We start from the raw sequence: 12,776 nt of genomic DNA on the forward strand, positions 1-12,776 counted from the left end.
ATCAAACTTTATTAAAGCTGTAATACGAAAGTATGTCCCAACACCAAAGCACTATCAATCAAGTTGAACCAGTATCAATGTTTTTTGAGCTATTTTAGTACCTTGATACTTATTAAATCTGCTTAAATTTGTAAAATAAATTAATAATTAAAACAAATACTATGATAAAATCGATATCCATATTAGCAGTCTTAATAACTTTTTCAAGCGCGGTTTTGGGACAGCAAACTTTTACCTTGTCCAGTACTGATTTAGGGGGGCAAGCTACTACAAATGAAGAGTTTAATAGTTTTGGCTGCACTGGTAAAAATCAATCTCCGCAATTATCTTGGAAAAATGCCCCAGAAGGAACTAAAAGTTTTGCTGTAACTATGTACGACTTAGACGCTCCTACTGGCAGTGGATGGTGGCACTGGGTTGTATTTGACATTCCAGCAAGCACAAGCGAATTAATCTCTGGAGCTGGAAACACAAAACTAAACTTAACACCAGAAGGCGTTATTCAGAGTATCACTGATTATGGTATCCACGGTTATGGTGGACCTTGCCCACCAAAAGGACACGGTTTACACCAATATATAATTACAGTTTATGCTTTAAAAACGGACAAACTCGGATTAAATGAAAGCACGAACCCCGCTGTAGTTGGATATTATTTATGGAATAACACACTCGCTAAGGCTAGTATTGTAACCTATTATCAAAAGAGCAAAGAACAATAGCCACCTACTAATATAAAAAATAAGACCGGTTTAGATTTTAATCTAAACCGGTCTTGCATGTGTTCCATTCGATTTACAATGAATACATTAATTATCAAATTTTTATTGCATTTGTACCTTGCAGCGGTTCATTCCACGTTGTACTTTGAAATTACATACCATTGAGCATCGCTATCTTTTTATGTACGCTAATATTTGTGCTAAGACAAACCACTCACTTTATAATAATAGTATTATAAACGCCAAAACTTGCCGCATTTAAACGATTATTAGTGATCGTTTTTGTTGTGATTTCTCTTCACCTATTTACCTTTTCACCGCTATACTTCTTCACCTCTTTATCTTTAAGATAACATAGACCCTTTCCTTTGGCGGTGTTCGGGATTATGAGTGTATTTATTTCAAACTAATCTGGATCGATTTATAGCTTTTGATTTTACAGCCTTCAATTTAATGATCTCTATATCATTATAATTATGGGTAGTAATCTACTTAATACAACAGTAAAGGCACATTGCGATTCATCGTTCTTAAAAGGTATTTGCACTACTGAGAAAATGGAATCTACACAATAACATGAAATAATTAGTACTCCTTTTTATGCAGCGGTATTCTAATATTTGATAGTGCACCATTTAAAGCTACACCCTTATAAAAAAAATAGTCCTTTTTATTTTATTGATACCATTTTTAAGCACAAATGGGCAACACATGGGCAGTAAAGACTATTGGAAAGCGAATAAAATTAAACACAGTGTAGGGTCTTTTGGTATCAGCAGTGTCACCTATGCGTACTTGTCAGATCACACCAAACATAAAAATTTAAACGAGGTACAGAAGCGATTAATTTCACTTTCCACAGCATTAATTATTGGTACTTTAAAAGAAACAATTGACAGTCTTTCGCCAAATAACGAAGCTTCTTGGGGAGATATGAGAGCGAACATAGCAGGGGTTCTGGCTTTTCAAGTGGCCATAACAATTCCACTAAGTATTAAACGCCGGTCGCTAAAAAGAAGGGACATCGCGTACCAAAAAATTTAAATACAATACCCATTATAACTTTTTATTTCAAAAAAGTAGACGCTCTAAAAAGAGTTTCCAAATTGATATTATGCTCATTAAAAAATTAAACCAACAGCCAATAACCTCTTTAAATTGACTAAAGTATAACTGCTAGGGCATCTTACACTCATAAAGAATACTTACCTGCGTCACAACCATGGTAAACGCTATAAAATTTCACAAACTTTAAATACTGCTCAAAGCAGATGCGATTATCAATTACACCTTTACAAATAGCAATTCAAAAAACTCATTTGTAGGTATTCACAAGCATTCATTTGTACAAGCATGACTTGCTTAATTCAAAACAATTTGAGCATGAGATCTTAATCTCAGAACACTGAGCGCAATTTTTAATAGCAATTACACTTAAGCGATCTAGATGATACGAGATTGCATTGTTTAAAGAAATGTTCAATTTAGAGTAGAGTCCTGTATTTAAAACAATATGAATTTAAAATTAGTTCTCAGTATTTTAACCAAACAATATTGTGGCAAATCTATAACATATAATTAAGAAGTTTAAAAATTAGGGATTTAATCTTTACACTTATAAATTCACAAAGAGTACTGATTGATTTTTTACAAAAAGAATGTGCAATGACCTGTCTCATGCCTCCCTAAACAATCTCACTCATTATTTATTTGTTATCGAAGTATTCATAATTACTAGTTTTACATTCACTTTTAAAAAATAGAAAAACAAACAAAATACTCATTCAGATTTTAAATATCAGATTTTTATCTTATTTTCACTATCGAATACTTAGATTTTCAGCAATCTTAATACATCCTAAAAGTGCTTACTGAATTGAAATCAAACGAACTTGACAAAAAAATAGCCAAACGAATCGCATACATACGTAACTATTACGTTCAACAAAAATAAAAACCATGAAAATTAGCGCTTTTGTAATAATTGCATTCTTCTGTTCTCATATTATTTGTGGTCAGCACAAAAAAATTGAAGTAACACACAAAATAAAAAATGACAATAGCATTGAATTTTATTACAAAAAAAATATCCCTGGAAGTTATTATTTAAAACTTGAATTTGATAATCTTACAAATTGTAATGACCGTAGGGCATACGAAAAAATAATAAAACACAGTGCTGGATCATTATTCACATTAAAACCATCTAATAAAAATCAAGGAATTTCCTTCTCTTATAAATTTATTTATACTGCTGGCAACCCAAACCCAAAAATAGACGAAGACATTGTCTATCTGCTTCCTTTTAAAACAGAAAAATCCGTAAAAATATTTGAAGCGTCAAATGTTGGAGAAAAATATTTTGGAAGTAAAAAACCAATTGATTGGAAATCTTTTATTGTGTATTCAACTAAATCTGACACTATTTACGCGATGCGCAAAGGGATCGTGGTTGCAATTTCAGCTACTTACAATAATAATGCTACCTTCAAAAAAGTTTACACTAGCGAAAGAAATAGTATTTTAATAGAGCATATTGATGGCTCTATCGCCTCTTATAAAGGATTTGATAAAAATAAAATATTTGTAAAATTAGGCCAAGAAGTCTATCCTCATTCGTTCTTAGGAAAGTTAGAGAAATTTAATACTCCGAATTATCGATTAGATTTTAGTGTTTTTTATTATCTAAAAAATTTATTGGATACTGAAAAAAGTACGCTAAAAGATAGAGATCACAAAGTTCAATTTCTAGACCCAGTCTTCTTTATAGAAAACGCGAATAAGAAAATTAAGTCCAGAGAAACGTATCAGGTATTATTGAATGAGAACATTAAATTGCAGGAGTTTTCAAGAAGAGAGAAAAGGAAATACAGGAAAGAACCAAAATTTTTCGAGTGATACACCGCATTTAAAAACACACAAAAAGTTAAGAAACTTTGTTCAAATACCAGAGGATAGCTTAAAGAAATCCCTTTGTTTTTTTTTACAGACACCACTTTAAACTGCAGCTGCGTGGCTACATAATTTTATAGTTCTTAAGAAAATATACGTGCGAAATAATTGTAATAAATAACAACTAGCAAGCAGCTAAAGGCGTTCTAATTTGTAGAATTTTCCACCACAGAGGCGCCCCAATCCGAAATAGAATGGATTAACGGAATTAAAGTTTCACCAAAATTTGTTAAGGAATACTCTACTTTTAAAGGAGGCTTTGAAGTGTATACTTTTCTTTTAATAATGCCATCCTCTTCTAAGGTCTTCAGTTGCAAACTTAGAGTTCGTTCGGTTACCATTGGTATTTCTTTTCTTAATTCATTGTATCGCAATGTTCTTCCGATAAGATGAAATAAGATTACCGTTTTCCATTTCCCACCAATCACCCCCATGGTTAAACTTGTACAGCAGGGGTATTCTTTTCCATTAAAAGTATGCATTACTCAATTAAATTTAAACTATCCTTATTGACCGCTATTGCAAATATAAAATACGATACTTACTTTTGCAACTATAAAAAGGATAGTTTAATAAAAATTAAAAACATGAGCTTTAAAGAATTGATGCAGCAGCGATATACAACAAAAACATATGATGCTAGCAAGAAAATAGAAAACAAAAAAATTGAGGAGTTAAAAGAAATTTTACATTTAAGTCCATCATCTATAAACAGTCAACCTTGGAAATTTACTTTTGTTTCCGATCATGACACAAAGCAGCAGCTTTCAGAAGTATCCTGGTTAAACACCCAGAGAATTCTTGACAGTGACACTGTTGTCGTGTTTAGTCGAATTGACAAGATCCCCTTATTCGAACAACAAATTGAGAATGAACTGGCAAAAGGTGCAGTTAATTACTATCAAGAATTTATAAAACCGCAAACAGAAGAACAAATAAAATTTTGGTTTGATAAACAAGTTTATCTCGCTTTAGGTGTTTTTTTAAGTGCTTGTGCTGAAATGGGTATAGACGCCACACCGATGGAAGGAGTTGAGCCAAAAAATTATGATAAAATATTAAAACAGACGGACTACGCAACCCTGATGGCTGTTGCTATTGGTTTTAGAGACGAAACAGATGTAAACCAACCAAGCAAGAATCCAAAATATAGAAGAGCTATTACCAAAGTAATCGAAGCAATATAAAAACATTTATTTTAAATACACTGGCTTAATCTTCATAAAATCCTGTGTCAATAGACAACACAATGTCAACGGTTTGGATACCTATTCGAACCGTTTTTGTTTACCGCTTTCTCGTCACAACCTAAAAGGCACTTACTTTTGACACTCGTCATTTTATAATGACGAGTGTCAAAAGTTTAAAAGTGTTATTTCAATTATTTACAATCAAAGTAATTTAGTATTGAGGCCCTCTTTTATTGTCTCTGATTCTTAAACATATTCCTTATTGCGATGAAAGGAAGGTTTAAATACTGCCTAAAATATTTATCTCCTTTAAATGAGCTCATTTGATATCGCAAAACAGTGACAATTGTCAAAAAAGACAATAGTTAAAACAATAAAAAATGAAACCTTAAAAGTAAAAGAAGCAGACGGTGTACGCACTTCACTGATTCGCTATATATACACTTGTAAATAAATTAAAAAAGAACTACAAATAATGCACTACAACAAGTGTAATGTGAATAATACTATTTCTTCTCGACTTCTAAAAGTCTTTCAGATTTTCTACCTCTAATTTATTTATTACTTTAGTAGTAAAAAGAGGCAACTACGCATTTCGTGCATCAAACCAAAATTGCAACAATCGCAGCAACAATGATAAAATTGAAGTGGAAATATCAAATTATATCAATCATTATGATTGGACTTTTATATGTTGGTTTATTAGTAGCACTTGATTATTTCTTTAGCGAGAAAATAAACAGCCTCCAAAGTTGCATTTTTTAAGGTGTTTTTTTTGGAGTTTTTATGGGATTAGCATTCCCCTATGTGTCAAAGAAATTTAGTATTCGGTTGACATCAAGAATTGGAAAAAAGTAAACCTCAATTAGCTCCATTCGAAAACATTGAAATGGAAGGTTCAATAAATTTGTTTCGCGGAATGTAAGAAGTGAGCAAAAAATTCTCTTAACGAATAAAAAAAAAGTTTTTCAGCCTCACGGAATAACCATCCAAAAAGGCCAAACTAACATTTTTACGATGGTATCTCCGGAATGATAAAAAGGAAAACAGCAAAATTAAGAAACAACGGAATTCTATTAAAAAAAAAGGACGGAGAAACAGTTGACTCTGTTCATAAACAAGAAAAATAGATGGATAAACAGAACGAAAAAGTAATGCGCTGCAATCGCCCACAAAATTTAAAGCATTAAGAATAACTGGAGCCACTCAACTTGCAAAACAACATAAAATAATATGACTGAATTAGTTTCCGTAAATTGGCTACGCACTCATTTAAGAGACGACAATTTAATTTTATTGGACGCGACCTTGGAAATAAATATCCAAGAAAAACATGCCATTCAAAAAAATCAGACAATTCCTGGTGCTCGATATTTTGACATAAATGGAAAGTTTTCTAATAAAAATGCTTCCTTTCCAAACACAGCGCCCTCAAAAGAACAATTTGAAATTGAATGTCAAAAGCTAGGAATCAATCAAACATCAAAGATCGTTATATTTGATGCGAATGGAATCTATTCGAGCCCAAGAGCTTGGTGGTTGTTTAGAATGATGGGATACCACACAGTTTCAGTATTAGATGGAGGGCTTCCTGAATGGATAAAAAAAGGGTTTTCACTGGTACCTCGGGCCCTTGAAAATTACGCGCTTGGAAATTTTAAAGCTTTACCCAATGATGATTTTATAAAAAGCTATCAAGATATTATCAATAATGTAAATACCAGATCCTTCACTGTAATTGATGCTCGATCAGAAGGGCGATTTAACGGAACTGAAAAAGAACCAAGAAAACATTTAAAAAGTGGGCATATTCCAAATTCAGTCAACATTCCGTACCCTTTGGTTCTTGATGAAGGAAAGTTCAGAACAACATCAGAGCTGAAAGAAATCTTTAAGACCCCCTGCCCTGACAATAAAAACATAATATACAGCTGTGGTTCTGGGCTAACAGCGTGTATTGTAATGCTTGCTGGTGAAATACTAAATAAAAAAGGCTTGCATATTTACGATGGTTCTTGGTCTGAATGGGCAGAACTTCAAAAGTTAACAGAAAATGCTGAATAACAGTGTTCAGCAATCGAAACACCTAAAGCTTTATACTGCCCACTCACGTGCACCTGTAACAATAAAAAATCTCAACCAAGAAAGCACTGCTCTTAAAATCAGCACGGCACTGCAATCATAACCTAAAATGGTATATCTTAAAATGAATGAGATGACTTCTGTATTGCAAAATCAACCTATTCGAGCTGCTATAAATACTTTAATTGCTATTTTATTGACCAAAAGCAATACTGAATTTAAGAATTCAACAGAACGTGCATGCTCTTTGAAAATTAAGAAAGATAAATTTTCGAAACTTTTTTTATTAGTGTGTAGATACTCTTAAAAATAAAATTGCGTTCTGAAAAAAATATTTTAAAATATGACTGCAGAAAAATCTGAACCTCCTGCAAGCACTTGAGCTAGCACAGCCCTCAACGTACTCCTAAAAATAACTTTAAATTGTACACCTCTTGTCTCATTGCTATAATAGCCAATGGACCACTCAATTGAACGAAACACATATATCAAAGCAATCATCCTAGCCCCAATCGGAGTCTTCTAATGTGAAAATTTCACTGATTTCAACTGTGAAAATTTGAGCTAATCTCAACGCTAAAACTGTTGACGGAACATATTTTCCCAATTCCATGGCATTAATTGTTTGCCTACTCACTTTCGCCAAAACAGCGAGTTCAGCCTGCGTAATATTTTTTTTTGCTCTTTCTACTTTAATCGTATTCTTCATAATAGGTTCCTTTTAAAGTTTAGAAATTTGCCAATTAAATCTAATAATAAAAAACAATAAAACGGTGAACATATTAAATATCATTACCCATAGGAAGGAAAAATCAAAAATAAATAAAAACGAAAATAAAAGAATTCCATAATTTACATACACAGCCCAAACTAAAGACTCTAATCTGATCTTAGAAATATATTCGTCTTCTAATTTTTCTTTAGAAAACGCAACAAATAATGAACTGATAATAATTAAAATTCCGAAGATCTCGTTAAGTATATTGTTATTGACAAATCCAAACAATCCTTTACTACTTGAAAATTCAAAGTCGTCTATAAATACAGTGGGAAGATTAACATCTAAGAAGATTGGCTCATATTCAAGTATAAGCACAGCCAATCCTAAAATCAATGAGGGAAAAAGTATAAACCAACCTATTTTTTTAAACTTGTTCGGGAATAAATAATTTATTTTCATATTATACTATTTTAATTTGAATCAAATGTAAATCAAATTAAATTACAAGACAAATTTACTTTACATTTAGTATGATAAACCATACTATAACAAATACAACGATCACTTTTAATATATTGATTAGTACCCTCCTATTTAACAAATGTCTTTTCGCTAAAATGTTTGTAAACTTTCTATTCAATTATTATTTATTAACTTTAGTATCTAGAGTACCCCAGCAAATACAGAAATGTTTGCAGAAATACAAAAAATATAAAAGAGAGATTAATTAAAGATACGTATGAGCTTATTTTAAAAGAGATACAAACAGTTCTTACTATTTCATATCTACTTATTGTTGGAATTGGTATGCTTTTTACGCAGCAAAAATACTCAGAATTCGGAATAAATATTTTTGAGTATGCAGCTATTTTTGAGTTTTTAATTGCTCCTTTTTCGGATTTTAAAATATTGTTATTTTCCACAATTACCATAACAGCCGTTTTACTTTTATGTAAACTTGACGATGCGTGGAGAAGAAAATATCCAAAAACATATTCAAAAATAAATTTCAGTTTTGATAAAAAAACTGGTTCCGTATCTATCGCTATTTTTTAATTGCCTTTACGTTTATTTACTATCTGTACTTTTCTACTAATTTTTACGTAAAATTTACAAAAAATGAAATTCTTGGAAATTCAAAGACAAACATAATATATTCTGACAATAAACATATAAATAGAGTCCTCATTGGAAAAACCAAAGACATCCTCTTTTTACTACAAAAAGAGAAAGTAAAAGCCACTCCAATCAATTCGAACGTAAAAAGTTTGAGATAAAATAAAGTACCACTTTAATATCTTATTTCAAACGCCCTTGCACGGCATATTGCAGAATGTCGATACGTGCTACTTGATACAATTCACTGCTTAAAACAAGAGTGAAACACAAACAAAAAAATTCTGCGCAATGCCTAACTTTACTTTTAATACGACTCACTACTTTCCGTTTTCCAACAAACCATTGCATTTTAAATTTAAACTTAACGCGCATCTATATTGGTGCATTATAAATCTCAATCCGTTTTGCGGCCTTCATTTGACTGAAGAGAAAGAAAACCCTGCTATCCCATTGTTCCTTAGAGTCGAAACAAATTAACTTTTAGTTGCTTACGTAAATAGTGGGATGCATCGCACCCCAAAACAAACAAGACAATTAGAAGGGCTATCGAAAGATTGACAGCTAGCACTTTAAAAATTTTTACAGAAGCATATTTGAACTAAAATAACGACCAAGGCAGCACAAAATTAATCGCTTTATGCTGACTTACATACAATCGTCTTTTTAATTCTTCTGTCTGTAATTTATTGACTAAATTTAAAAACTAATAAGAGTATCTACTCTTGTACCGTATATTTAAAAATGAAAATCGCATTCAGAAAAAGCCATTTAAACAAACAGTTATTTTATGCAGTCCTATTTACCTTAACTGGATCATTAACATTTAATAGCGAACAACATTTATGGCATGCTCTCTTTTCTATTATATTGCCGCTACTTTCTGTAGCAAAATATTTTTTAATGAAGCACTATAAATATTTGACGGTTGATAAAGACCACCTAAAAATTAATGATATCGTTGGAAAACAAGTAAAAATATCTGAAATCAATCAGATTGAAAAATATGCAGGAAAATATATTCTGAAAACGAATGGAAAAAAGATATCTATCGATACACATATTATTGAAAAAAAAGCACTCATTGAGTTAAATATAGCACTAGAAAGTCTAAGCATAGAGTGGGTTTAGAAAAGTCATAGCATACTCCGAGGCGAACTAAAAGATAAATTTTTAAATATTTTCAAAGTTACAATTTCAATATCTATTGGAATTTTTAGATAGAATTCCTAAGTTCCTCAGAAAGCGAATGCTTTACAAAGACGTTGACAATCATTTAATAAAACAAGTGTACACATGAAAACATTAAAAATAGCATTGGACTGGACCCCAAATATTAATCATATTGGAATATTTGTAGCGAAAGAATTGGGATTTTATAAAGAGAATGGAATTGACATTGAAATTTTAAACCCGCTTGAAGATGCGTATAAAAGAACTCCAGGAAAAAAACTAGAATTGGGTTTTGCCGATTTTGCCATTGCACCTTTTGAGACTGTCATTAGCCTAAATAACAAAACAAATGTTGTAGACGCAATCGCTGTATACACCATTTTACAAGAGGACATTAGTAGTATTGCCTCACTAAAATCGTCAAATTTAGATTCTCCAAATCTCTTAGATAAAAAAATATATGCTTCATACAATGCGAGATACGAAGATCACATTGTCAAAGAAATGGTTAAAAATGACGGTGGGACTGGCAATATGAAAATAGTATACCCCGAAAAGCTAGGGATCTGGAACACACTGCTTGAAGGTACGGCAGATGCAACATGGATCTTTGACAATTGGGAAGGAGTGGAAGCGGAAACTAAAAAAATTGCTTTAAACAAATTTTCTATGGCTGAATTTGGAATTCCCTATTGTTACTCCCCTGTGATCATTGCAAGAAAAAATTTACGAATCACCAATCAAAAAGAATATGCTCTTTTTATCAAGGCGACTCAAAAAGGGTATCTCTATATTGCAGGAAATAAATCTAAATCTTTAAGCATCCTAAAAAAATATCTAACAGATTCTGACAAAGAAAATATTGACATTCAGGCTTCGATTGACTTCACCACTCCCTATTTTGGCAACGAGACAACATGTGGGTTTATGAAACCCGAGAGAATTACTGCCTTTTTAAAATGGCTTGTTGACCACAAGCTTGAAAACCAAAAAATCATGTTACAGCAATTGTTTACAAATGACCTATTAAATAAATAGTAAATACAAACTGAAATTATAGATAATACTTCCTACCCAAAAAAAACTAGCATTTGTGCACGACATATGTTAGAAGAGTGATAAAAAAAGTCACAAACCCTTTCTGTGTTACCGCTATCGCTTTAGTTCAATGCCAATTCTAAAACTCGAAAAATCGATGTGTATTTTTAAGAAAATAACAAAACTATTTGACTTGCGGTTTTTAAGATCTTCTTTTCTAAGTGCCCTCTAAGCTACTCTTGAATCCTTAACAATTCTTTGTTTTTTATTGCTTGATGAACATCCACAGTAACATATTTATAGCTATTAAAAAATTTCTTCGGTTTGCTCAGTTTTATGGTTGCCACATGTTTTCCATTATTTTTCTCTTCGATCGCAATTATCACAACTTTTTCACCTCTAATATTTTTATAGTTGGCAATACCTCCTTTTTTTATGATAAAATTCGCTCTTGGAAAATTAATATACTTGTACTTATTATACTTAACTGTACCAATTAAAAAAACATCACCCACATTAAAATTTGATGCAGCACTTTGAGAATACATAAAAGCGGTAATAAAAAATAGTAAGACTGAATTTAAAATGTTATTTTTCATAAGAGTTGTATTTAAAGTTAATAGGAATCAAATATAAATAAAAGACAAATACAAAAAACATTCTCTATGCCTGTGTATTCTTAATGACCAGTAAAGAGTGCTCTCGTAAAGCTCGGTCCCATGTACCTTCCTGATCTTTTCAACTACTAAATTAATTTTTTAAGTATTGAAAACAAGAAATAAAGACACTCCCATTAATTAGAAAAATAAAGGGCTATTTAGAGTCAAGATTCGTGCTTGCCAAAGAAGAGATGGAGGTATTCGAAGGCTACATAATTCATAAGAAAAAATCAAAAAAGGGACTATTTTATCAAAGCAAACAACCCTGCTGAAAGAAGTCGCCTTTGTCATTTTTAAGATGTTTAAATGCGACTATGAAGCATCATCAGAAAAGAAATTCGCTATTATTTGACTTGCTTTAAGGAGTTTGCAAGCAACCTACTTTCCTATTATGCGAAACCAAAACTTTAAAGAATATGTGAATTTTAACAAAAATTGAGCTGCGTGCTACTTTACAGATGAAATTTTAAAAATTAAAAATTTGAGTACCTATTGGATTCGATCTTTCAAGTCTGTTGCTGAACAAAGATATATTAAAAAAGAGCTGCTAAAAATAGCCATGATATTTACAGCTGTATTTGTAGAAATCATGGAAGAAGTAATTTATAAAATATAGAGTGTGGATGATCTACACACGCGGTTTTTCTATTTTAGTTCAAGTTCTATTGTAAGGTTTCACTTTCGGAATTATGCATCCTTCCAGTTTCAGAGCGCAGTTTAGCACCTTGCATCGTTATCTAAAGCGCCATAACAGCACTGATAGAATCTCGTTTATTGCTTGCTACAAAAAATAATAAAAAGGGTATTGGTAATAAAACCTGTGCATGCGCTCCATCGAGAATAAATTATGACCTGAGCATTGTCCAAAGCGCAGATCAAAATGTAAAAAAGCTCAAGCAAAATCAAAATATAAATTAAATACATCATTTGTTATTACCAGTTCATCTAAAAAAATTTGAGCACATTGCAAAAGAGCAGGAAACTGTTTTAACATCAAAAAGGAATTGTAACTGCAAGAAAAACTACGTTAATAATAAATTTAAAAATGAGATTTATCCAAAGGAAAAACTAAATTTTCAAAAAACTAGGAGAGACCAATACTGCGTAACATGAATATATTTTA

General features: G+C 31.5%; 12 protein-coding genes. 8 read left to right on the forward strand and 4 right to left on the reverse strand.

The genetic code is table 11. The features are described from left to right. Window positions 1–161 precede the first annotated feature (161 nt). The 3 genes from PI23P_RS10460 to PI23P_RS10470 all read left to right on the forward strand — a co-directional run bounded on the left by PI23P_RS10460 (window position 162) and on the right by PI23P_RS10470 (window position 3,620). Window positions 162–722 carry a YbhB/YbcL family Raf kinase inhibitor-like protein gene (locus tag PI23P_RS10460; RefSeq protein WP_004570818.1) on the forward strand — a complete coding sequence of 187 codons (561 nt, stop codon included), beginning with the start codon at window positions 162–164 and terminating at the stop codon, window positions 720–722. Between the two features lie 711 nt (window positions 723–1,433). Then, window positions 1,434–1,766, forward strand: coding sequence for a YfiM family lipoprotein (locus tag PI23P_RS10465; protein WP_004570819.1), 333 nt, complete (start codon window positions 1,434–1,436; stop codon window positions 1,764–1,766). A gap of 915 nt (window positions 1,767–2,681) precedes the next feature. Then, window positions 2,682–3,620 (forward strand): hypothetical protein, encoded by a 939-nt coding sequence (locus tag PI23P_RS10470; RefSeq protein ID WP_004570820.1) that lies wholly within the window; start codon window positions 2,682–2,684, stop codon window positions 3,618–3,620. A gap of 200 nt (window positions 3,621–3,820) precedes the next feature. On the opposite strand, the gene PI23P_RS10475 is transcribed toward PI23P_RS10470, so the two are convergent. Then, on the reverse strand, window positions 3,821–4,156 hold the full coding sequence (locus tag PI23P_RS10475) for a winged helix-turn-helix transcriptional regulator (protein WP_004570821.1): 336 nt from the start codon (window positions 4,154–4,156) through the stop codon (window positions 3,821–3,823). Between PI23P_RS10475 and PI23P_RS10480 the strand changes: the two genes are divergently transcribed. Both PI23P_RS10480 and PI23P_RS10485 read left to right on the forward strand, forming a co-directional pair. Then, window positions 4,151–4,861: a nitroreductase family protein gene (locus PI23P_RS10480; protein WP_004570822.1), complete on the forward strand. Its 711-nt coding sequence runs from the start codon at window positions 4,151–4,153 to the stop codon at window positions 4,859–4,861. The two genes, PI23P_RS10475 and PI23P_RS10480, sit on opposite strands and share 6 nt — an antisense overlap. 1,236 nt (window positions 4,862–6,097) lie before the next feature. Further along, the gene (locus PI23P_RS10485; protein WP_004570825.1) at window positions 6,098–6,928 is read left to right on the forward strand and encodes a sulfurtransferase; all 831 of its coding nucleotides are present in this window, start codon (window positions 6,098–6,100) and stop codon (window positions 6,926–6,928) included. A gap of 520 nt (window positions 6,929–7,448) precedes the next feature. Here PI23P_RS10485 and PI23P_RS10490 read toward each other — a convergent pair. Both PI23P_RS10490 and PI23P_RS10495 read right to left on the reverse strand, forming a co-directional pair. Then, complete coding sequence (locus PI23P_RS10490) at window positions 7,449–7,655, reverse strand: helix-turn-helix transcriptional regulator (protein WP_004570827.1); 207 nt, start codon at window positions 7,653–7,655, stop codon at window positions 7,449–7,451. Window positions 7,656–7,667: 12 nt separating this feature from the next. Further along, window positions 7,668–8,126, reverse strand: coding sequence for a hypothetical protein (locus PI23P_RS10495; protein WP_004570828.1), 459 nt, complete (start codon window positions 8,124–8,126; stop codon window positions 7,668–7,670). A 1,401-nt stretch (window positions 8,127–9,527) separates the two neighbouring features. Here PI23P_RS10495 and PI23P_RS10510 point away from each other — a divergent pair. Together PI23P_RS10510 and PI23P_RS10515 are read left to right on the forward strand one after the other, a co-directional pair. Then, complete coding sequence (locus tag PI23P_RS10510) at window positions 9,528–9,914, forward strand: hypothetical protein (protein WP_004570830.1); 387 nt, start codon at window positions 9,528–9,530, stop codon at window positions 9,912–9,914. 165 nt (window positions 9,915–10,079) lie between these two features. After that, entirely contained in the window at window positions 10,080–10,994 is a 915-nt protein-coding gene (locus PI23P_RS10515) for an ABC transporter substrate-binding protein (protein WP_004570831.1), read from the forward strand. A gap of 233 nt (window positions 10,995–11,227) precedes the next feature. Here PI23P_RS10515 and PI23P_RS10520 read toward each other — a convergent pair whose 3' ends face one another. Further along, on the reverse strand, window positions 11,228–11,593 hold the full coding sequence (locus PI23P_RS10520) for a hypothetical protein (RefSeq protein WP_004570832.1): 366 nt from the start codon (window positions 11,591–11,593) through the stop codon (window positions 11,228–11,230). A 541-nt stretch (window positions 11,594–12,134) separates the two neighbouring features. Between PI23P_RS10520 and PI23P_RS12855 the strand changes: the two genes are divergently transcribed. Further along, a complete protein-coding gene (locus tag PI23P_RS12855) occupies window positions 12,135–12,269 on the forward strand; it encodes a hypothetical protein (protein WP_018942521.1) in 135 nt (44 codons plus the stop codon). Window positions 12,270–12,776: the final 507 nt, after the last annotated feature.

This window comes from Polaribacter irgensii 23-P (assembly GCF_000153225.1).
Lineage (GTDB): Bacteria > Bacteroidota > Bacteroidia > Flavobacteriales > Flavobacteriaceae > Polaribacter > Polaribacter irgensii.

Bases quoted from the DNA above. Each gene is read 5' to 3' on its own strand.
- PI23P_RS10460 (WP_004570818.1), top strand. From the start codon at position 162: ATGATAAAATCGATATCCATATTAGCAGTCTTAATAACTTTTTCAAGC.
- PI23P_RS10465 (WP_004570819.1), top strand. From the start codon at position 1,434: ATGGGCAGTAAAGACTATTGGAAAGCGAATAAAATTAAACACAGTGTA.
- PI23P_RS10470 (WP_004570820.1), top strand. From the start codon at position 2,682: ATGAAAATTAGCGCTTTTGTAATAATTGCATTCTTCTGTTCTCATATT.
- PI23P_RS10480 (WP_004570822.1), top strand. From the start codon at position 4,151: ATGCATTACTCAATTAAATTTAAACTATCCTTATTGACCGCTATTGCA.
- PI23P_RS10475 (WP_004570821.1), bottom strand. From the start codon at position 4,156: ATGCATACTTTTAATGGAAAAGAATACCCCTGCTGTACAAGTTTAACC.
- PI23P_RS10485 (WP_004570825.1), top strand. From the start codon at position 6,098: ATGACTGAATTAGTTTCCGTAAATTGGCTACGCACTCATTTAAGAGAC.
- PI23P_RS10490 (WP_004570827.1), bottom strand. From the start codon at position 7,655: ATGAAGAATACGATTAAAGTAGAAAGAGCAAAAAAAAATATTACGCAG.
- PI23P_RS10495 (WP_004570828.1), bottom strand. From the start codon at position 8,126: ATGAAAATAAATTATTTATTCCCGAACAAGTTTAAAAAAATAGGTTGG.
- PI23P_RS10510 (WP_004570830.1), top strand. From the start codon at position 9,528: ATGAAAATCGCATTCAGAAAAAGCCATTTAAACAAACAGTTATTTTAT.
- PI23P_RS10515 (WP_004570831.1), top strand. From the start codon at position 10,080: ATGAAAACATTAAAAATAGCATTGGACTGGACCCCAAATATTAATCAT.
- PI23P_RS10520 (WP_004570832.1), bottom strand. From the start codon at position 11,593: ATGAAAAATAACATTTTAAATTCAGTCTTACTATTTTTTATTACCGCT.